Genomic DNA, 20,305 nt, shown 5'->3' on the forward strand with positions numbered 1-20,305 from the left:
GGCCAGAGGTGGGCGCACACCTGCGCGGACTGACAGAACGCCGCGTGGCGTTCCGATCGGCACCATGCATATCGCACACCCGAACAGTCCTCGGACCACGGCAACAGCAACACTTCGACCCTGAGGGGAAAACATGCGTACTCGACTTGCACTCACCAGTGCCGTGGCGGGAGCCGTCCTGCTGACCGGTGTTCCCACCACCGCTGCCCAGGCGCTACCCGCGCCCATCGACACGCACACGACGACAACCGCACCCATCACCACCGCCGCCGATTCGGTAGCGGTTGTCGACACCACAGTGTCCTCGGGCGGCAACGTCCGGAAGGACATGTACGGGAAGTCCGACCCCGTCGCCTACAGCCCCCCGGGGGAGATTCTTGTCGTACTCGGGTCGGACTACAACAGCTACCACCACAAGTGGTACGCGGTTCGGACCCCCGAAGCCCGCTATGGATGGATCTACTGCGGGAACGTGACGGCCGGCTGCTGACCCTGCGTGGCCCCGAACTTCCGGCTCCGCCTCCCAGGAGCAACGTGGCTATGAGCGGCAGAGCGGTGGCGGCAACTCGTCACCGCGAGAAGCCGTTCGTTCGCCGGCGTCGATGACGACGGCAGGGCCGTCGGCGGCCACGCCCGGGGGTTCTTCCCCGACACGCAGCGGGCGCGCGACACCCTCGTCACCCGTGCACTGGTCAAAAGGGCGGCTCGTCGACGAACCACCCCGTCTCTGCCCAGGAGTCGGGGAAGGCGGTGCGGCGTCGGACAGGGCCGAGCATGTGCTCAAGGGTGCGCGTCAGTCCGGCGCCGCGGTAGTGGTCGACCTGCGCTATCCAGGGCACCTCGGCCATCAGGCGGCCGAGTTCGGGCGTAACGAGATCGTCCAGGACCGCACGCAGCTCGGCGGGGGGCGGGTCGTCGACCAGGCACAGCCACCCCAGCGCCGCGGCGACACGGACCTCGGCGGGGCGTCCTGGGTCCGTCCAGCACGCGTGGGTGAAACCGACCGCGTCCTCGTGACGGTGCTCCCGCGCCAACTGTGCGATCGCCAGGACCAGACCCGGCCTCAGGCGCGGGATCTTCTCGGCGCGCAGGCGCTCGTGCAGGGCGGCGGAGAACTCCCCGGCGCGGCCCGACGACGCCGCCGCCACGCATGCCGCCTCCTGTCGCACCTGCTGATCCGGGTCGTCCAGGAGGGCGATCGGGATGTGCGCGTCGGCCACGATCGCGTCCCGCGCGGCCCGCACCGACCAGTTCTGCGGGTAGCCGCCCCCGTCGAAGCGCGGTTCGTCGTCGGGGTCGGCGACCCGCAACAGATGCTCGCGGGACCCGTCGCCCCAGTGGTTGCGACACGCCACCGCGGCGACCAGGCCCAGCGCGTCCGCCCGTACGTGCCCGAGAGGGTTCGCGGCGATCCGCAAGAGGAACGGCACCGCCAGCGGCGCCACCGAACCGATCGTGCCCTGATGACACACCGAACCCCACAACGTCGCGCACGCGTGCATCGCCCCGTCCGCGTCCGCGGAACGCATCGACTCCAGGAGTGCGGGCACGTCCTCGCCCGAGCCGTACGCGTGGGAGAACCGACCCCAAGGCACCTCCCCGAGCAGGAACCCGTCCCGAACCGCCCTCGGCAGGCCCGCGACCACGATCCGCACATCCAACGCGGTCCCCTCGTACACCTCGAACCCGTCCACACACGCCCGCCGGTAATCGAACACGAGTTCCTCGGATGTCACGATCGCCTCCCACGGATGTCACCGGCCGAATCACGATTGGGTACCACCGCACACCGACACCGCCTCGCTCCGGGACGGCCCGGACCGGTCGCCCCGCCCCGGCGGTGGACACCCACGACCGGCGTAGGCGACCCGACCGCCCCCGGCAAAGGCCTCCGATCCCCGAGGCACGCGACCCCGCGTCGCGCAGGCCGGGAACCGGAACCCGGTCGGGTGAGGCTCCCGGGCGCGCCGATACGCTGGGCCGATGACCGGGTTCGACGACACCGACCGACGGCAACTCGCCCTGGTGTTGCACGAGTACGCCGAACACGTCCTGGACGAGTCGGCCATACTGCGGGTGCGGACGAAGTACGGGGACGCGTACCTCGAAATGTTCCGTACGATCCCCACGGGCACAACCGACGGCTACTTCCACTCGATCGACGCTCTGCTGCCGCCGCTCGGCGCGCGGGAGAACCGATTCACCCCCGCCCACGAGATCCGACTCGCCGTCCTGCTCCACGCGTACGCCGAACACCAACTCGACCAGTGGACCGCGCTCGAGACACGCACCACCTGCGGTCCCGTCTACATCGGCATCACCAACTCGACCCCGTACAGCGGGACCCACGACGACGCCCGATCGCTCGATCACCTCCTCCCCACACCGGGCACCGACGACCGCATCGACACCCGCTGAACCCGCGGGAACCAGGCGGATCCCATGGGCCCGCACCCAAGGTTGCGGACGCGGGAGGAGGCGGGGCGGACGGACGGTCCTCGGGTCGCGGCGGCGTCCGTGGCGGCCGATCGACGCCGCCGGCGCACACCACGGTGATGTCGGGGTGGCCGGTCTGCAGACCCAACGGTCAACACAGGATCAACCGGCAAGACCCTTCACAACGGCCGGGACGGAGCACCCGGACGCGCAAGTGGGCTTCACGGGAGGGCTTGGACACCGATCACGATCATTATCAGGCCCAGGAGCGCCATTGCCCCGGCCATCGCCTTCTCCTGCAGGGTGCACGTCCGCCAAAACCTGACCGCCGGGTTGCCCCGGTAGGCGTTCAAGGGGTCCTTGCCACGTACTGCGAGGCGAGCCGCTCGCACGGCGAGCCGATCGGGCAACCAGCGCCGCCGACGGCCCGCCGCGAAGTCGCGAAGCACCTCGTCGGCATCCGTCGACACGCAGGATCCATCTCCCTGGCGTGGACGATGTTCATGAAACGCCCTGGAAGCGCTCCTCCTCGTCGGAGGAGTCGAGGAGCCTCAGTCCGCGCTCCCACGATTTGCGGGCTTGCTCGTTCGGGTCCGCCGCGCGGTTGGTCACGACCCATTCCTCACTCTCGAGATGCCGGCGGTGTGCGAACTTTTCACGATGACTCCTGGGGCTGTCGAGCCGGTTGCACACGCTGGCCCGGGAAGGGTACCGGCGGCGGGCGACGGCCCACCGCACGCCCCGGGCGGTGTGATCGGCCGAACCGGTCGCGGCTTCCAGGAGGTCGTCGCGAATCGGCGCGGCGGCCTCGGCACCGGCGTGGGTGCCCAGGGCGCAGACCGAACTCCCGATACCACCCCTCCTCGACCGTGTAGACGTTCGCGCCCGGCGGACAACTACGCCTGTATCGCTCGGATTGCGCGGTGACCTCCCGCATCGCGTCCGCGACCTCGTCGGGGGTCAAGCCGAAGCGCAGCGACCCCACACCCACGAACGGCTCCAGCATCCACGTCCGCCGCTCTTCGTCCGCCGGCACCCGCCACCCCTCGAACACGATCACGGTACCTACAGGTGCCCACAGACATCGTCGCGGTGACGCCGTCTCGGTGGCTCCGATCCGGCTCACCGACGACCTCCGACCCGACGTCGAGCCCGAACCCGTCGCCCACCGCCACCGAGGCGCCCTCCCAGATCACCGGGCCGCCGTCCGTGCTCGACGCGGCACCGTCACCGGGCGACCGGCCCGCCGCCGGTACTTCCCCGGTTTTCGACTCGTGGCCCGGACCTCGGGGCCAGACTGGGTCGGTTCGGGGGTGGTGTCGATCGGGAGGGCGCGTCGCGTGTGGACTGAAGCCGAGGCCGGTGTCGATGTGGTGTCCGGGTGGGGCACGGCGGCCACCGTCGGGCTGTTGGAGGTCGGGGAGGCGGTGCGGGAGGCGGTCGCGACACCGGCCGTGCTGTGCGTCACCGGGGTACCCGGGGTCGGCAAGACCGCCGCCGTGGCCGCCGCGCTGGGCGAGGCGCGGGGTGAACGGGGCCGGGACGCGGCGTGGTTGACGTTTCGTTCCCGCCCGACGATGGCGGGCGTGCGCGAGGCGTTGTGGGGGCGGTTGTGGCCGGGCCGGGTGGCCCCGCGGTCGCGGATCGACTTCGAACACGGCGTCACCCGCGCGTTCGAACGAACCCCGCGCACCGTCGTCGTCGACCACGCCGACGTCCTGCCGAAGGACGCATTGGAGTATTTCGCGGCCCTGGCCGAGGACCCGCACGTCGACCTCGCCCTGATCGTCGTCGGCTCCCCCGCCTGGGGCACGGCGCTGCCGAAACGGGCGCCGAACCTGCACTCCCACACGTATCGGCGTGTGCGGTTGGAGCCTTTGACGGACGCCGAGGCGGTCACGGTGGTCCCGGGCCTGCACCCGTTGTGGGCGGACACCACGGCCCGTGAGATCACCGGCCTGAACCGGGACGTCGGCGGGACGTTGCGCGGATGGCACCGGGTCACCGCACACCGACTCGCCGCCTCCGCCGCGGGCCCGTAACGCGCACGTGCGGACCATCGTGCGCCCTGGGCCGCCTCGGAAGTAAGACACATCTGTTCGCGAGTGCCCGGCTTGCCACGCCTCCCGATGCCAGCGATCGTCTGCAGGGTGCCGCGAGGCTGATTCCGGACGCGGGCGCAGTCGAGCAATTCCCAAGCCTCTCCACCGAACACGCTTGCCCGCGGTGATGATCCACTCGTTCCGTACGACTTCCTTCTCCCCTCGTACCCGAAGGTCGGCTTTGCCGCATCCGCCGGTTCCCGTGCCGCTCTGTCCGCGGCATACCGAACGCCCCGCTTGTGAGTGGTACTCCGCAGCGAGACAGCGCACGTCGCCACCACGTCGCAATTTTGTGTTTCACACACAAGCAGCCCCAACCCCTGACATTCGAGGCGTGGAAGTCCGCGGGACGGCTGCGCCGGTACGCGGACGGCGACGCTCTCCTGCACGAGGGGCACCGTGCGGAGGGACCGGTGCGAGCCGTCGTCAGTTCGCGGCCAGGGCCGCGGCGGTTTCGCGATCGCGCCGGGCTTCCGCCGGACGTCCCAGGTTCATCAGGGCGTTGGCCCGGTTGGTGTACCACTGGGGATTGTCGGGGTCGGATTGGATGGCCTGGTCGGCGGCGTTCACCGCGAGGTCGTGTCGGCCCGCACGGTGGTAGGCCGCGCCGAGGCTGCCGTGGGCGGCGGCGGTGGCGGTGGGAGTGATGTCGACGCCGGTTCCGGTGGTGGCGAGGCGGACCGCCTCGGTGCAGGCGGCGACGGCTTCGTCGACGCGGTTCAGGTCGAGGAGTACGAGACTCTTGTTGACGTGGGCTGCCAGTTGCGCGGGCAGGCGCTTGATGGCCCGGTCGTACGCGATGACCGCCTCCGCGCCGCGGCTGAGCTGGGTCAGGTAGTTCGCGCGGTCGACGAGTGCGGCGGGGTTGTCGGAGGCGATGCGCAGGGCCCTGTCGACGGCTTCGAGCGCGCCTTGGGCGTCACCGACGCCGTCGAGCGCGGCGGCGAGGTGGATGTGGGCCCGGACGTACCGGGGGCGTTGGCGGATGACATCGCGGAAGACGGTGATGGCTTCCGCCAGTTGGCCCTGTGCGGCCAGTTCGTAGCCCTGGTCGTGCAGGACGACGGCCTCGGGGGTGGGTTGGCGGCGCGCGTTGCGCCAGTAGTTGCCGTCGAACAGCTTGCCGCCGCAGGCGCCACAAGGGAGCGCCCGGATGAGACGTATACGTCGTGGGTCGCAGCGCTCGCAGAAGGTGAGCTTGCAGTCGCCGCAGATGAGGAAGGACACGGCGAAGCCCTCGGGATCCCGGAGCGCGACCGGGTTTCCGCCGGGTACCTCGGACAGGCTCACGAGGCGTTTGCAGTGCTCTCCGGCGCAGGAGCTGATCATGGTGATGTCATCCCTTCGTCCGTACGAGGTGCGGGGGTTCGGAAGTCGTAGTCCCAGTCGAGATACCAGAGTCGAGCGGTGTTGTCCCACGAGCCGGAAAGCAGGGTGCGGCAGTCGTGGCTCAACGCGATATCGGTGACTCGGTTCGTGTGCCCGGTCAGCACACGCAGGGCGGTACCCCGCGAGAGGTCCCAAATGCGGATCGTCCCGTCGTTCCCGGCGGTCAGTGCCGCGCGTCCGTCGGGAGTCGTCAGGTGTGTCTTGATGAGGCCGGTATGACCGGTCAGGACCATGATGGCGCGGCCGTTCGCCAGGTCCCAGACGCAAAGGGTGCCGTCAACGGACGAGGTGTGCGCGGTTCTTCCGTCCGGTGCGAAGGTGACGGCGACGACGTCGTCGTGGTGGCCGCGGAGTACGTGCAGGCATCGTCCGGTCGCCAGGCTCCACAGGCGCGCGGTTTTGTCGCACGAGCCGGTGAGGACCATTTCGCCGGTGGCGTCGACGGCGACGCACGTCACCGTCTCGGTGTGGTCGGCCAGAACCGGTCCGGCCCGATGCGCCAGGCTGCGGTGCCACACGCGGGCGGTGGCGTCGACGCCCCCGGTGACCACGGTGTGCCCGTCGGGGGTGCATGCCGCGGAGGTGATGAAGCCGCGGTGCTCGCGGACGGCTCGGCGGGCATATGCGTTCGTGAGGTCCCCGAGTGCCGACGCGAGGTGTCGGCTGTCCGGCAGAAGCATGGCGACGGAGATGAGCCCACGGTGCCCCGTGCGCCGCTTGAGGCACTTCCCGGTGGCGGTGTCCCACATCATGATGGTGTCGTCGTCGTCCCCGGTGAACACGGTCCGTCCGTCCGGAGCGAACACCGCGCGGCGGACGTATTCGGTGTGGCCTCGAAGGGTGTGCAGCGGAAGTCCGGTGGTGTTGTCCCAGAGCACGGCGCTGTGCAACGGTGTGGCGGCGGTCAGCGAGAGCCGTCCGTCCGGGCTGAGAACCGCCAGGGGTGTGTTGCCGGCTTCGAAGGTGTGTTGGTGCCAGGCGGATCTCAGACCGACGCGGCGGCCGTGCGCGCTGCCGAGTTCCGCCCAGCGGTCCGCGAGTGGACGGTGGCGTTCGTGCCCCGGGGCGTCGCGCGCGGCCCGGATGCGGCCCGCTGCAGCGGCGAACTCCCCTTTCTGTGCGAGTAGTTCCGCCTGATCGAGCGCCGTCGCGGCCGCATTGGCTGCGCCGGTGACAGCGGCGGCCTCGTGCGGACGGGCGTACGACCAGGGCGCGGTCGGCCCGAGGGGCAGCAGATCCCACACGCGGACTCCGTCCGCGGAGCAGCACAGCCCGACACCGCCGTCCGGGCTGATCGCCACGGGTCCGTTCCGCCCGTGGCCCCGCAGGGTGCGAAGACAGCGTCCGGTGTCGAGGTCCCACAACTGCGCCCCGAGCGGGCCGGTGGTCAGGGCGCGGCGGCCGTCCGCGTCGACGGCGAACTGCTCCCCCCAGAACGGGTGTCCCTCGAACTGTCCGAGTTTCCGGCCGGTGAGGGGCGCCCAGAGGGTCACCATGCCGTCATCGCCCTTCGCCAGGGCCACCCGGCCGTGGTGTCCGAGGGCGACCCGGCATCGATACAGGCGTTGGCTGCGGATCAGTCGTCCGGTCGCGATCTCCCAGACCCGGAAGCGGGCCTGCCCGGCTTCCCACCGCACCACCGACTCGCCGTCCGGGGCGAACACCGCGGAGCCGCGGAATCCGTGGATCGTCGCGTCGTGGGGCTGGAGCTCGCGTACCGGCCTGCCGGAGTCGACGTCCCACACGATGAGGGACCCGTGCGGGGTGGCGGACACGATCCGGCGCCCGCACGGGCTCCACGCGACGGATTCGACCGGCCCGGTATGGGCGGGCAGCGAGTGCAGGGGGCGTCCGGTGTCGGTCTCCCACACCCGCACGGTCCCGTCGTCGCCGCCCGACGCCGCCCGCGTCCCATCGTCACTCAGCGCGACGGTGTACGCGGTGCGCGGGTGGGCGGGCCACGCGTGCAGGCAGGTTCCGGACACCAGCCCCCACACGCGGACGGCTCCGCCCTCGCTGCCGGGCGGTGTGGGCATCGTGTGTTCGCCGCGGCCGGTGAGCGCCACCCGGGCGCCCGGGGCGATGGCGAGCGATTCGGCCGACGTGGTTTCCGGCACGAGGACGCGCGGCGGCCGCACCGTCGAGGCCCGCCGCAGGCTCCGCACGGCCGTGGCGTCGGAAGCGTCACGCAGCAGCGCGGCGGCCTGGACGCGATCGTTCAGCTCCAGATGGAGCAGGCCCAGGAGATGGCTGCGAAGCCGGTCGCGCGGATCCGTGTCGCGTACCGCCGCCAACTCGTCGAGGAGTTGCGCGTCGGTGAGCCGTCCGGCACGCCACGCGTGCAGTCCCCGGTTGTAGACGGTGTGCGGGTGGTGCGGATCGCGTTGTGCCGACTGTTCCCACAGGTCGGTCGCGCGGTCTTCGTCGCCCAGGTCAAGAGCGGACAGGGCGTGGTTCGACAGGCTGTCGCCGATGAGATCGGCCGGCTTCGGGGCAGGGCGGGAGTACCGGACGCGGGCCGTCGCCTCGTGGATGGCGACCAGTTCGTCCGCCACCTCGGTCAGACTCGCCGGTCGTTCCCCGGGCTCGAACCTCAGGCACCGGGCGAGCAGATCGGCGACGTCGGGCCTCAACGGCGGCACCGACGGGTCGACCGCGCCGTGCCGGACGAGGTGGACGAGGGCGGACGGCGCGTCAGGGCCTTGGCCGGGCAGACGCCGTCCGGCGAACATCTCCAGGACGCTGACCGCCCAGGACCAGATGTCCGTCGCGCGGGTCAGCCGAATCGGTTCGCCGCGCGCGGCGGCGGTCTGCTCGGGCGAGGAGTACGCCGGTGTCAGCCCGGCAACGGTGAAGCTCGGATCGGGCCCGCCGGTCGGCGGCCCGGTGCCGACCCCGCCGACCCCGCCGACCTCCGAACGCGCTTTGGCGAGGCCGAAGTCGGTGACCTTGACGACACCGTCGGCGGTGAGCATGACATTGGCGGGCTTGACATCCTGGTGCACCAGCCCGCTGCGGTGCGCGTGGTCGAGCCCCCAGGCGAACTGCACGCCCACATCGAGTACGCGCGCCAGCGCACGCTCGGGCCCGTCGCGGTACAGCGCACCGGACCGGATCACGCCGTCGAGGCTGCCCCCGTCCACCCACTCCGCGAACACCGTGAGCAACCCGGCGACGCGCAGCGTGTAGGCGCAATGCACGGTGTGCGGATGCAACCCCAGATGCGCCCACGCCTCGGCCTCCCGCTCGAACGCGGCGACGCGGTGCGGTGAACCGAGCACTTCGCGGCGCGGCACCTTGACCGCCAGGACGTGATCCCAGCCCAGATGCCGCACCTGGTACACAACACCCATACCGCCCACACCGGCCGTCCGCAGCACCTCATAACGGTCCAGCACGACCTGCCCGGGGTGCCACACCCCGATACCACCCGTCATGCGCGCCCCCGCTCGGAGCCCCCGCGGCCCGCCGAAAACCAGACTAGGCCACGAGACTTCCCGCCGCCGCCCTCCCAAGCGGCCTCCTACGCTCACGAACGGCCGTTCATGATCGGGGTGTTCACCCGGCCGCCCCACGCCGCGTCGGGAATTATCCGCGGCGGGCGTCGCCTGGGGACGAGAACGCCGTCAGGGCGGCGACATCGTCGCCGGTCGGGGTTCCTCAACCCCCGAGAAGCGCTGCGTTCAGGCGGGTACGCCGCTGTCGTACACGTAGCCGACCGGGGGTGTCGCCGTCCCATCCGAGGACGGCTTCCCAGGTGTCACCGGCGGCGTGGCCCCGGAGGCGTTCGTCCTGCCGGGCAACCCGCCGGTGCTGTCGCCGGCCCCCCTGCCCGACGCGGCGGCCCACTCGGATTGCCGAGTGGGCCGCCGCGTCTGGTCAGGGAGATTCGGTGCTCACCTGGCCTGGCTAATGAGTCTTTCGGATGGGGGTGACGATCAGCGTGGTGGTGGGTGTATGTCCTTGTTATGCGGTATTCCGACGGGGGCGGCCTGACCGCGAAGCAGCGGGCCCAGCGGGAGCAAGTGCGGTTCGAGGCCGCCGAGTTATTCGCCCAGGGGGTCGCGCCGCCGGAGGTTGCCCGGCGGCTGCGGGTCTCCCGCAAGTCCGCGTACGCCTGGCACGCCGACTGGCGGAGCGGAGGCCCGGAGGCGTTGCGGTCCAAGGGGCCGCCGGGCAGGTCCTCGCGGATGAGACCGGGCTGGCGGGCGTGGCTGGATGCGGAGTTGGCGCGTGGCCCGGCCGCGCACGGCTGGGTCGAGGACCAGCGCTGGACGGTCCAGCGGGTGGCGGTCGTGATCGCCCGCCGGTTCCACGTGCGGTTCAGCGTTCCGCAGACCTGGCGGATCCTGCGGCAGATGGGCTGGACCCCGCAGATGCCCCGGCGCCGTGCGGCCGAACGCGACGAGGACGCGGTCGCGACGTGGGTGAAGGAGACGTGGCCGCGCGTGGAAAGACGGTGAGGGACCAGGGCGCCTGGCTGTGCTTCGCGGACGAGGCCGGCCAGACGTTGCGCCCGCCCAGGGCGCGCACCTGGTCCCGGCGGGGCCACCCGCCCGTCGTGGAGGTGTCCGCCAAGGGCTCCGGACGTATCTCCATGGCGGGCATGGTGTGTTGCAGGCCCGGTCGGCGGACCCGGCTGATCTACCGGATGCGGGTGCACCGGGGCCGCAAGGGCGATCCGAAGGGGTTCCGTGAGAAGGACTTCGCCGCCTTGCTGGACGCGGCCCACCAACAGCTCGGCGGGCCCATTGTGCTGGTGTGGGACAACTACACCCATCATGTCGACGCCGCCATGCGGGAGCTGATCGAGGCGCGGGAGTGGCTGACCGTCTTCCGCTTCCCGACGTACGCCCCGGACCTCAACCCTGCCGAGGGGGTCTGGGCCCACCTGAAACGCAGTCTGGGCAACCTCGCAGCCTGCACCACCGACGAACTCGCTGGCCTGGCACGCACACGCCTCAGACGCATGCAATACCGACCCGCACTCCTCAACGGCTTCATCGCCCAGACCGGGCTCACCCTGGACACGCCGTGACGTCACCCTAACCAGAAAGACTCAGTAGCGCCGTCTCGCAGACCGTGACAGCCACTTCGTCATCCCGTGACAGCCAAGAACCCTGCGGTCAGCCGGACAAAGCCCAGCTCAACAAGGGGAAACCAAAACCGGAACCGCTGTCACCAAACCCGCTGACACCACACCGCACACTCACATTCATCGTCTGGTGTGCCAGGGGCACCCCGCAACTGCCGTGGCGACTGGGCAGGTTCTGTGATTGGGCCACCGACGCCGGTCTATTGAGAATCGCGGGTACCGCATATCAGTTCCGTCACCGCGAGCTTCAGACGTGGCTGGCCGCCAACCCCACTCCAGCTTGAACCGAACCCGAACGGCTCCATGGACATACACGCGTTGACGTTGCCGGCCGAGCTGTGGGAGCAGGCGGGGGATCCCGAAGTGGCGGGAGGAGATTTCCCGCCCCTGCACTATTCCCCTCCAGAGTCATCCGGGAGAAAGGTCTGGGATCGGTAAAGGTGGCTTCGCTGCTCCTGGGTTGAGGCAGCTCAAGTCCGAGGAGTGGGTCGTCATCGAGGTGGCGGAAGGCCGCTCGGCGCGCGTTCCAGACGAACCGCGTTCAGGCTGGCATGGAAGAGGGGGCGGGGGGACTTGGTCCCCCGCCCCCTCAAGGGATGATGCTTCAGGCGGTGTCAGCCGCCGTCGGGATCCGCGTGAACGAGCCCGGTTGTCACTCGAAGGCGACGCCGAGGGACGTTTGATGGTTGAGAGACGCCGCGCCTACCGAGTGGGTCGGCTGAAAGTCGCAGGTGGCTCGCGGGTCATCGGTGGTCCGGGAGGGAGAGTCGCCAGTGGTGGCTCCGGCACCGGAGTTCCACCCACTCCCGTTTGCCTCGCGTACTCGTGCCCGAGTCGCAGCGAAACGTCCTCACCCATGGGCGCCGGCCATGCCTGGATCAGATATCTCTCCCGGGAATGGGCCATGCTTCCGTCGTAGTCGAACATGCGTCCCGTGGCGTGTACCCGGATGCGGTACACGCCGGGGCCTGCTGTGGCGAGATTCGATCGCAGGTCGGTTTCGATTGGTTCTCCCGGGGCCACCAGGAGTTCACCGGAGACGAGCACGCTCGTCTCCGCGACGTCTTCCCAGTCGCCGGTATCGGGGACTGGTTCGCGGTCGCCCGGCTGGAGCGTCACGTGAACGCCGCCCGTGTGGATCCCGGTGGAAATCACCACCGCGCCGTTCTCGCCTCTCACCAAGCCGTTGCTCGATGGGCCGGACGACATCGTGGGGATGTCGCCGTCGGATGTGAGGAAGAATTGGTGATATGCGACCCTCACCCATCCCTGCCGGGTGTCCTGCGTGTCGGTCATGAGCCCTCCTCAATGCACCCACACGGTGAACCAATCACCGGGAAGAATCCGCTGGACTCGATAGAAGTCCAGTAGGATTTGCCCGGCCTTGGTGTTGTGATTCGCGTTTACATTGCATCGACTGTAGCCCGTGGGCCCCGCAGGCCCCGTGGCCGCGGTCACGAGCTGTGTGTTCGGCCAGGACAATTGACAGAACCCGAACGTTCGGGCCGGAGATGTCGCCGGAGGCGGCGCGGAAGTCCAGGCGCCTTGTTCAGTGGATCGGAAGGGGTATTCGTCACAGGTGTAGCCGGGCGGGCGGGGATATGGATCGCCGCTCGGGCACGCTCGATTACCGTTGTTGGTGCTTTGCGACGGATCCCTGAGGCGCTGCAGGCTGGTACCGCTGCCCGCACCCCCCGGAAGCCCGGACCAAAGCGCCCAACCTATATGCTGGGCGGCCTCCCAGTGCTCGGGATCCGAGTATTTGTATTCAACACTTGCAGGACCGGTGGGAAATACGCACGCAGCCGTATTATTGTTCCCCGGCAGCGCCCTATCGCATCGGATATCCGGGCTTTCGGAGCGGACGGGATTGGTGGAGGGAAAGCCGGGTGCGCTCCACGTGAGGGAGTTCGTGGCGGTTGTGAAATGGACGGTGCCCGCAGGAGGGTTGGCCACGAGACCGCCGTCGCTGACCGCAGACTGGAACAACACCTCCGGATGGGTGGCCGTCCCATTCGTGACGGAACAGAGTTGCTTGCAGGTGAGCGTCTTCGTCACCTGCCTGCCGGGAGGAAGCGTGCCGACCTCAAGGTAGGGCATGACTCCGATCTGTGACACAAAGACCGGACCTGCGCCCGTGTCCGTGTACAGATACTCGGTGATCGTGGACGTGACCGTGCCTTGCGGGACCGAATTCAAGAAATAGGTGACCGCGACTCCCCAGGTTCGGCATGCCTGGGTGCGATAGAACCACCATTGCCCGTTCATGTAGGCATCTTCCGCACACCACGCCGGAGGGGCGACAGGCGCCAGGGTCCCGGCCCCCCGTGCCTGTGCAAATGCCTGACGCCCGGCTTCCTTGGCGGCACGGCTCGTGGGGGCGACCGTGGTGATGCATGACGCCCGCTGGTCCGGGGACTGCATCGACGCGAGTCGAGCCGCCGGACATGTGTCGTGGGTGGGGGCGGGGGTCGTTGCCGGGACGGGCGCAGCAGTGGCCGGCGGCATCGAGGGAGGGGCCGTCAAAGGTTCTGTGCGTGCAGCACTCCCCTCCCCGGCGTTAGCGGACCACGGTAAGAACGCTATTGAAAGCGCTACGGACAAAAGAATCGCTATTCTGCGCATACCATTCCCGACTCGTTAGTGGATAGCCCGTCTCTTCAGGGCTCCAACAAGCTAGTCGACCACTCCTCCCGGAAATAGAACCCTCGGCCGCTTCGGCCGGAAGCAGCCGAGACCTGTCTTGATGCCGTTCTCGAGCAGCGCATATTGGACAGCATTGGGGTCAGGAAATCTGATAAAGCACCGTTTGCTCCTTGCCGCGCGGCAGGGGAACGCCCCCGGTCGACGGAGCCGCCGCCGTCTCAGGACGGGGCTTTCGCCCGTCGTCGGGACTGGTCCCGGCCCGTAGCGGGTGGTCTCGGTGACGGTCGAACGGGTCGGAGCGGAAAGGTTTCGGGTCTGTCGAGCGCGAACACGGGTCCGTGTTTGGGCGGGCGGCCGTTGGTGCCCGGCAGGCGGGGCGGTCTCGGGTGGAGCATCACCCGATCCGAGCGGATCCGGCCCAGGATCCCGACGGGCACGCCGGGACGAACGCCAGACGGGTCGCGTCGTAGCCGGCGTCCATGACGACGACGATGTCCAGGTCACCCTCGTTCCAGTGACCCGACTTCGTCAACCTGCTCACCACGGAACGGAGTTGGTTCGCGGTCACGGCCGTTGCGTCGTGCGCGGGTCCCAGGCGGACGACGTCTGGGATTGCGGTCCAGGAGGTGCGTCCGGATTCCGACGCGGCAACGAACGAGTACGGCCAACCCGGGATCACCCCGGACCTCTGCTCCTCGCCCGCCCCTCGACGTGGCAGAACAGGCGTTCCGCGCTGGTGGGAGCGCGTCCGAGCGCAGCCACGGGCTGACATCGACGGCGAGGACGATCCGGCCGTCCGCGCATCTGGGCAGCGGCAGACCGGCCAGGACGGTCCGCAGGCGTTCCTCGCCGATCCGGCCGCTGTTCAAGCCGCCGAAGAGGGCGCCGTGGCCGCGTCGGTGTTCGGGTGTGAGGGTGAGGTCGACCAGGGACGTCACGGCGCCGGACCGCGTTCGGGGGCGCCGGCGTGGGGGCCGTCGAACAACTCCCGGGCGCGGCCCGGGTGTAGCGACCGGATGATGCGGCGCATGCAGGGGTCGTCGGTCGAACCGACGGCCGAGGAGAACCCGAATCAGACCCTGGTTTCGACGATCCCGGCGCCCGCGGCGGAAGAGCCGTCCGTGCGCGGGACAGGCGGGCGCGCATGTCGTCGTGCCGGGCCCACCTCTCTTCGTATCCGCGTCCGGGCGTGGGCACGTGCAGCGAGCGCGCCGTCTTCGACCGGGCCCGGCACGTGGACCGGTTCGTCCACGTGCCGGGCGGGAGGAGCGGTCAGACCAGTCGGCCCACGACCGCGAAGACGCCGACGACGAACAGAATCACGCCAGTGGCCACGAACGTGAATCTGCTCCTGCGGACGGACAGGCCACGAGAGGATCGTGCCGCATCGGTGCCCAGTCGGGGTCCGAGCCAGGCCAGCCCGATCCCGAATACGCACGCCATGAGGCCGAAGACGATTATCATGCCTACCCCTGCGACCGGTTGCGGCGGCGATACCGCAGATACAGCGGAATCACGACGGCCGCGGCAACCACCCACGCGATCAGAAAGACGATCAGGAGCCATCCTGGTCCCTGACGGCCGGCGAGGAGCATTCCGTCCCCGTCCCGGGTCAAGGTGGTCGCGACGTCCACGGGGGTCCTCCCGAGGCTAATCGATGACCTTTGTGTATTCGACGCTTATTCCGCAGTACGGGGTGCTCGCCTTGGTGCCGAACGCGCCGCCGTACGACCAACTGCCACTGTTCGAGGCGGAGGCGCTCGCCGGGCCCGCCGAGCACTTGCCGCCGGCTCCCCAGCCGTCGCTCACGTTGCCCGTCGAACCCTCCACTCCGGCGCTCGCTCCCGGCAGGCCGATTCCCAGACTCGGAGTGACGCCGACCTTGCCGCGATGGTCCACGGAGGCGCTCAAGCCGACGCAGACGCCGAAGCAGGCTTCCCCTCCGATCTTGAGCGACCACGTTCCGGTCGGGTCGGCCCGGTTGATCGGATCGCCCGCCGCGTAGGCGTACCCGTTGGCCTCGCGGCCCGCGGGGTCGGACTGGGTGAAGCGGCCCACCGTGGGGTCGTAGTAACGGGCGCCGGTCTTGTTTGGATGCCGCCGATCGGTTCGGGCGGGGTGAGTCCAACGCGGTGATCGCGTCGGAGTTACGGGTGGCGCGTCGGTCGGTGGAGCGGTGGCGTCGTGCCTGGCGTGAGACGGGAGTTCGGGGGTTGCGGTCCGCCGGCCCGGCGTCGCTGCCCAGGCTGGATCCGTCGCAGGTGGCCGCGTTGGAAGAGGAGTTGGACAAGGGTCCGAGGGCCCATGGTTGGGAGGATCAGCGTTGGACGTTGGTGCGGGTGCGGGCGGTGATCCGGCGTCGTTTCGGGGTGACGTACTCGATCCACGGGGTGTGGGATGTGCTGCGGCGGGCCGGGTGGTCGTGTCAACAGCCCGCGCGGCGGGCGGTGGAGCGGGACGAGGACGCGGTGCGGGGTTGGGTTCGGGAGACGTGGCCGTCGGTGGAAGCACCGCGGCGGCGCTCGACGCGTGGATCGTCTTCGAGGACGAGGCCGGGATGTCGATGACGCCGCCGCGAACGCGCACCTGGGGACGACGCGGGACCACACCGGTGGTGAGGGTGCGGGGCGGCTCCCGCGGACGGGTCTCGATCGCCGCCCTGGCCTGCTACAAACCGGGCGAACGCCCCAGACTGATCTACCGACCCCGTCTGCACACCCGTCGCCAAGGAGAACGCAGGAGCTTCGCCTGGACGGACTACCGCGACCTGGTGGTGCGCGCGCACCTGCAGTTGGGTGGTCCGATCGTTTTGATCCGGGACAACCTCAACACCCATCTCGCCTCCGGGATGCGGGAGTACGCCGCCGAGCACGACTGGTTGACGATCCGACAATTGCCGAGTTACGCGCCGGACCTGAACCCGGTGGAGGGGATCTGGTCCCTGATCCGTCGCGGCTTCACCGGGAACGCCGCCTTCACCGACGCCGACCACCTGGTCCGCACGATCAGACACGGCCTCCGCCACATCCAACGGCGGCCCCACCTCATCGACGGCTGTCTCGCCGAAACCGGACTTGTCATCCGACCCAGGAAATGAAATCCAACCAAGCGACATCACAACGGAAACCTCAGTAACCAACTTCGGCATCCCGGCACCGGAGCTTCGCAGTGCGGGCCACAGCTCGGCGGCACCGTTTACGTGCTGCCTGCCGCGCAGGGAACGACTGTCTCAGTCTGGGATGCGTTGGATGCGTTGGATGCGTAGGGCGAGGTAGGGGGTGTCTGGGAGCTTCACGGTGGCATTGCCTCGGGCGTACGCGATGGCGTTGTCGGCGTCGACGGCTGCGGTGAAGAGCGGGTCGACGGGGGTGACGGTCATGTTCCAGGTGTCGAGGATTTCGACGCGGAAGGTCATGCCGTCGTGGATGGGCTGGGGGACGTGGGCGTCGGCAGGGAAGAGAGGGATGGCAAAGCGCCATTCCACGGGAGTGTCGCGGCCGAGGTAGAGCAGGAAGTAGTCGGGCCAGGTGCCGGCGATGCCGTCGGGGTTGGCCACGTACGGCAGCGGGTCCAGTCCTGCGGGCGGCGCGGTGTCGATGACTTCTTTGAGGAAGCGGATCCGCGCCGGACTCTCGCCGTGCAGTACGCCGCCCTTGGACCACCACACGATGTCGTGCGGGTGTGCGTACGTCTCGCCGTGGCTGACATAGGTGCCGGCGAGAGTGCCGTGCCAGAACCGATGGACGAGTTCTTCGGCGTCGATGCGGCCCCAGGCCTCGGGGAGGTTCCCTTCGTACTGAACCTCGTCGAAGACGATCGGCTTGCGGTAGACGTCGCGGTACAGCACCGCGCGCCCGGCCGCTTCGACCGCGGCGCCCTTTTGGATGCTGGCATGCGTCACCCAGGGTTTGTTGTGGTCGTAAAACGCGCCGAAGTTGTGGATGGACCGCAAATGCCCGTACGGGTCGCTGTCCCGGACCACTTGGAACGCGCGGTCGAAGTCGTGCTCGGTCTTGACGCCGCCGAACCAGGGAAGCGTCATCAGGTCGAACTCGTTCGCGATCGACCACCACAGGTTATCGGACAGCCGCGTCACCACGTACCGCAGGTAGCGTTCGTCGGTGTCGGCGTCCATCCGGTCGAAGCCCCAGCGGCTTTCGTCGTAGGGGTGGAACAAGATGACGTCGGCCTCGATGCCCAGGTCGCGCAGTTGGCCCACCCGGTGTTCGAAGTCGCGGAAGAACGCGGGATCGAAGCGGGAAAAGTCCCATCCCGTCGGGGCGTGCCGACGAAGGGGTACCGCTCGGGCTCGTTGCGGTTGTACGCGTAGTACTTCGGGAAGACGCAGAAACGGACCTTGTTGAACGGCGACGCCGCCAGCGTGGTCAAGGTCTGCGCGGCCAGTTCCGCACCCTGATGCGTCCAGGCGTACGCGGTGGTTCCCACGGGCTTGAAAGGCGTGCCGTCGGCGTACGCGAAATGGTACGTGTTGTGTACCCGGACCGGACCGTGGCTGCCGGAGCGCGGGCCGATGCACTCGAAGCCGCCCGCGCGGCCGTCGAGTTCCGGTGCGTTGCTGGACGTCTCGTACGCCCAGACCCCCGGGCGGTCGGGCATGAACCGCACCCGGTACGTCCCCTCGCCGTCGTAGAAGCCGGCCACCTCCACCTGGTGCTCACCAAGAGTGAACCGTGCGGACAGATCCACCTCGTCGAAGGGGTTGCCGCGCCGCGCCCAGGCCCCAGCAGGACAACCTCGTACAGGTCCCATTGCCGCACGCTCACCGCATCTTCCCCTCGCTTGTTCCGAGCAACGTCACCCGGCCGCCGGTCCCGGCCCGAGCCCGGCACACACAGGGCGCCGACCCGCCGCCGGCAGCGACGACACCCGAGCGACGCGGCATGACCCCACATCTTTGCGTATGGGATACGCAATACAAGGGGTGCACCGACAGGATGCGCAACGCCACGGCCCCGGAACGATGCACGGCGACGCCAAGGCAGAGCATCGTTCGCCCCACAAAACCTTGCACAGTTGGGTTCTATGTCCTAACCAAAGCTAGTCCTCCTGTGCACGCAGTTCTCGGGGCGCCCGTCGACGTTGCGCGGCAGACTCAGTGGGTTGGCGTCGCGGAGTTCCGGTGGCAGCAGGGCTTGGGGGGTGTTCTGGTAGGCGACGGGGCGGAGCCAGCGTTCGATGGCGGTGGCGCCGACCGAGGTGGAGGTGGAGGTGGTGGCCGGGTAGGGGCCGCCGTGGTGTTGTGCGGGGGCGACCGCGACGCCGGTGGGCCAGGCGTTGACCACGACCCGTCCGGCGAGGCCGGTCAGGCGGGCGAGCAGGGCCGCGGTGCCGTGGTCCTCCGTCTCGGGAGCGGAGACCTGAAGTGTGGCGGTCAGGTTTCCCGGCAGGCGATCCAGCACCGCATATGCCTCGTCGAGCCCGACGTAGCGGGCCACCACGATGGCGGGACCGAAGCATTCCTCGAGCAGCAGGTGATGCGCGTCCCCGTTTCCTTCGGCGAGGAGCGAGGCGGACACCGTGAGCAGGCCAGCGCGGACTGCGTGGTCGCCGTCAGGGCCGGCGGCGACGGGAGAGTCGACTTCGGGCAGTGCGGCGCGCTGCTCCATGCCGCTGAGGTAGGCGTCGCGCATGCGGTGGTCGAGGAGGACGGCGCTGGCGGTCTTTTCCAGGGCTGCGGCCAGCGCCTCCACCAGCCGGTCACCGGGCTCTCCCGTAGGGACGAGGGCGAGTCCGGGTTTGACGCAGAACTGGCCGTGACCGAGGGTCACCGAAGCCGCCAGCGTGCTTCCGATCTCCTCGGCGCGTTCGGCGGCCGCGTCGGCGGTGATGACGACGGGGTTGAGGGAGCCGAGTTCGCCGTGGAAGGGGATCGGTACGGGGCGAGCCGCGGCGGCGTCGTACAACGCCCGTCCGCCGCGCAGGGATCCGGTGAAGCCGGCGGCGGCGACGAGGGGGTGGCGGATCAGGTGGACGCCGGCGTCGAAGCCGTGGACGACCTGCACCACGGTCTCGGGCAGCCCGTTGCGGGAGGCGGCCCGGCGCAGCGCCTGTCCGGCGAGTTCGGAGGTGGCGGGGTGGTCGGGGTGTGCCTTGACCACCACTGGGCAGCCGGCTGCCAGGGCGCTGGCGGTGTCGCCGCCGGCCACGGAGAACGCGAAGGGGAAATTGGACGCGGAGTAGACCGCGACGACGCCGATCGGGATCTTGTAGCGGCGCAGATCGGGGACCGGGGGGATGATGTCGGGGTCGGGGTGGTTGACGACGATGTCGAGGAACGCGCCGGCATCGACGATGTCGGCGAATGCCCGCAACTGCGTGCAGGTGCGGGCCAGTTCGCCGGTGAGCCGGGAGATACCGAGCGCGGTTTCGGTGTCCGCCGCCGCGACCAGGGCGTCGTGGTCGGCCTCCAACTCCTGCGAGGCGGTGCGCAGGAGGGCCGCGCGCACGGTGCGGTCCGCCAACGCGTCGCGGACGGCGTGGGCCGCACGCGCCGCGGCGTCGACGTCCGCCGCTGTTGCTTCCACCGAGACCTGGTGGCGCTGCTCGCCGGTTCGCGGGTCGACACTCCAGACGGGCACACCTGACACGGGCCCACAACTCCTTGTTCGAAATATCG

Annotated in this window: 15 protein-coding genes and 2 pseudogenes; 5 read left to right on the forward strand and 12 right to left on the reverse strand. The window is 69.5% G+C overall.

Translation table 11 applies throughout. The annotated features are described in order from the left end of the window. Window positions 1–133 precede the first annotated feature (133 nt). A complete protein-coding gene (locus ACZOOI_RS30035; protein WP_391589366.1) occupies window positions 134–490 on the forward strand; it encodes a hypothetical protein in 357 nt (118 codons plus the stop codon). Between the two features lie 202 nt (window positions 491–692). On the opposite strand, the gene ACZOOI_RS30040 is transcribed toward ACZOOI_RS30035, so the two are convergent. Beyond that, the gene (locus tag ACZOOI_RS30040; RefSeq protein ID WP_465282714.1) at window positions 693–1,736 is read right to left on the reverse strand and encodes a hypothetical protein; all 1,044 of its coding nucleotides are present in this window, start codon (window positions 1,734–1,736) and stop codon (window positions 693–695) included. 247 nt (window positions 1,737–1,983) lie between these two features. Between ACZOOI_RS30040 and ACZOOI_RS30045 the strand changes: the two genes are divergently transcribed. Further along, window positions 1,984–2,418: a hypothetical protein gene (locus ACZOOI_RS30045; RefSeq protein WP_391589368.1), complete on the forward strand. Its 435-nt coding sequence runs from the start codon at window positions 1,984–1,986 to the stop codon at window positions 2,416–2,418. A gap of 239 nt (window positions 2,419–2,657) precedes the next feature. Here the strand turns inward: ACZOOI_RS30045 and ACZOOI_RS30050 are convergent, their stop codons facing one another. Next, the gene (locus ACZOOI_RS30050; RefSeq protein WP_391589369.1) at window positions 2,658–2,906 is read right to left on the reverse strand and encodes a hypothetical protein; all 249 of its coding nucleotides are present in this window, start codon (window positions 2,904–2,906) and stop codon (window positions 2,658–2,660) included. Window positions 2,907–3,776: 870 nt separating this feature from the next. On the opposite strand from ACZOOI_RS30050, the gene ACZOOI_RS30055 reads away from it, so the two are divergent. Beyond that, window positions 3,777–4,478: an AAA family ATPase gene (locus ACZOOI_RS30055; RefSeq protein ID WP_465282715.1), complete on the forward strand. Its 702-nt coding sequence runs from the start codon at window positions 3,777–3,779 to the stop codon at window positions 4,476–4,478. Window positions 4,479–4,964: 486 nt separating this feature from the next. Here ACZOOI_RS30055 and ACZOOI_RS30060 read toward each other — a convergent pair whose 3' ends face one another. Further along, the gene (locus ACZOOI_RS30060) at window positions 4,965–5,867 is read right to left on the reverse strand and encodes a tetratricopeptide repeat protein (protein WP_391589371.1); all 903 of its coding nucleotides are present in this window, start codon (window positions 5,865–5,867) and stop codon (window positions 4,965–4,967) included. Next, window positions 5,864–9,364, reverse strand: coding sequence for a WD40 repeat domain-containing serine/threonine protein kinase (locus tag ACZOOI_RS30065; protein WP_465282716.1), 3,501 nt, complete (start codon window positions 9,362–9,364; stop codon window positions 5,864–5,866). The genes ACZOOI_RS30060 and ACZOOI_RS30065 overlap by 4 nt, the downstream gene beginning before the upstream one ends. A gap of 531 nt (window positions 9,365–9,895) precedes the next feature. Between ACZOOI_RS30065 and ACZOOI_RS30070 the strand changes: the two genes are divergently transcribed. Continuing rightward, window positions 9,896–10,965, forward strand: a protein-coding gene (locus ACZOOI_RS30070) for an IS630 family transposase (protein ID WP_465282717.1) whose coding sequence is annotated in 2 segments (ribosomal slippage) — window positions 9,896–10,367 and window positions 10,367–10,965 — 1,071 coding nt in all. Because the reading frame shifts where the segments join, the coding sequence is not laid out codon by codon here. A 759-nt stretch (window positions 10,966–11,724) separates the two neighbouring features. Here the strand turns inward: ACZOOI_RS30070 and ACZOOI_RS30075 are convergent. From ACZOOI_RS30075 to ACZOOI_RS30095, 5 genes and pseudogenes are all read right to left on the reverse strand, one after another. Beyond that, window positions 11,725–12,318: a hypothetical protein gene (locus tag ACZOOI_RS30075; RefSeq protein WP_465282718.1), complete on the reverse strand. Its 594-nt coding sequence runs from the start codon at window positions 12,316–12,318 to the stop codon at window positions 11,725–11,727. 1,608 nt (window positions 12,319–13,926) lie between these two features. After that, a pseudogene (locus ACZOOI_RS30080) lies at window positions 13,927–14,612 on the reverse strand (transposase); the annotation flags it as partial. A 328-nt stretch (window positions 14,613–14,940) separates the two neighbouring features. Next, window positions 14,941–15,132: a hypothetical protein gene (locus ACZOOI_RS30085; protein WP_465282719.1), complete on the reverse strand. Its 192-nt coding sequence runs from the start codon at window positions 15,130–15,132 to the stop codon at window positions 14,941–14,943. A 2-nt stretch (window positions 15,133–15,134) separates the two neighbouring features. Beyond that, window positions 15,135–15,302, reverse strand: a complete 168-nt coding sequence (locus tag ACZOOI_RS30090; protein ID WP_465282720.1) for a hypothetical protein — start codon at window positions 15,300–15,302, stop codon at window positions 15,135–15,137. Between the two features lie 16 nt (window positions 15,303–15,318). Further along, window positions 15,319–15,726, reverse strand: coding sequence for an RHS repeat-associated core domain-containing protein (locus tag ACZOOI_RS30095; RefSeq protein WP_465282721.1), 408 nt, complete (start codon window positions 15,724–15,726; stop codon window positions 15,319–15,321). Window positions 15,727–15,758: 32 nt separating this feature from the next. On the opposite strand from ACZOOI_RS30095, the gene ACZOOI_RS30100 reads away from it, so the two are divergent. Continuing rightward, window positions 15,759–16,765, forward strand: a protein-coding gene (locus tag ACZOOI_RS30100) for an IS630 family transposase (RefSeq protein ID WP_465282722.1) whose coding sequence is annotated in 2 segments (ribosomal slippage) — window positions 15,759–16,142 and window positions 16,145–16,765 — 1,005 coding nt in all. Because the reading frame shifts where the segments join, the coding sequence is not laid out codon by codon here. Between the two features lie 132 nt (window positions 16,766–16,897). On the opposite strand, the gene ACZOOI_RS30105 is transcribed toward ACZOOI_RS30100, so the two are convergent. The 3 genes and pseudogenes from ACZOOI_RS30105 to ACZOOI_RS30115 all read right to left on the reverse strand — a co-directional run bounded on the left by ACZOOI_RS30105 (window position 16,898) and on the right by ACZOOI_RS30115 (window position 20,276). Continuing rightward, on the reverse strand, window positions 16,898–17,887 hold the full coding sequence (locus tag ACZOOI_RS30105) for a DUF5605 domain-containing protein (RefSeq protein ID WP_465282723.1): 990 nt from the start codon (window positions 17,885–17,887) through the stop codon (window positions 16,898–16,900). 365 nt (window positions 17,888–18,252) lie between these two features. Beyond that, window positions 18,253–18,438 (reverse strand): annotated as a pseudogene (locus tag ACZOOI_RS30110) (DUF5060 domain-containing protein); the annotation flags it as partial. A 278-nt stretch (window positions 18,439–18,716) separates the two neighbouring features. Beyond that, window positions 18,717–20,276: an aldehyde dehydrogenase (NADP(+)) gene (locus ACZOOI_RS30115; protein WP_465282724.1), complete on the reverse strand. Its 1,560-nt coding sequence runs from the start codon at window positions 20,274–20,276 to the stop codon at window positions 18,717–18,719. Window positions 20,277–20,305 lie beyond the last annotated feature (29 nt).

The sequence above is a fragment of the Embleya sp. L77 genome, from assembly GCF_055557415.1.

Bases quoted from the DNA above. Each gene is read 5' to 3' on its own strand.
- ACZOOI_RS30035 (WP_391589366.1), top strand. From the start codon at position 134: ATGCGTACTCGACTTGCACTCACCAGTGCCGTGGCGGGAGCCGTCCTG.
- ACZOOI_RS30060 (WP_391589371.1), bottom strand. From the start codon at position 5,867: ATGATCAGCTCCTGCGCCGGAGAGCACTGCAAACGCCTCGTGAGCCTG.
- ACZOOI_RS30045 (WP_391589368.1), top strand. From the start codon at position 1,984: ATGACCGGGTTCGACGACACCGACCGACGGCAACTCGCCCTGGTGTTG.
- ACZOOI_RS30085 (WP_465282719.1), bottom strand. From the start codon at position 15,132: ATGATAATCGTCTTCGGCCTCATGGCGTGCGTATTCGGGATCGGGCTG.
- ACZOOI_RS30075 (WP_465282718.1), bottom strand. From the start codon at position 12,318: ATGACCGACACGCAGGACACCCGGCAGGGATGGGTGAGGGTCGCATAT.
- ACZOOI_RS30065 (WP_465282716.1), bottom strand. From the start codon at position 9,364: ATGACGGGTGGTATCGGGGTGTGGCACCCCGGGCAGGTCGTGCTGGAC.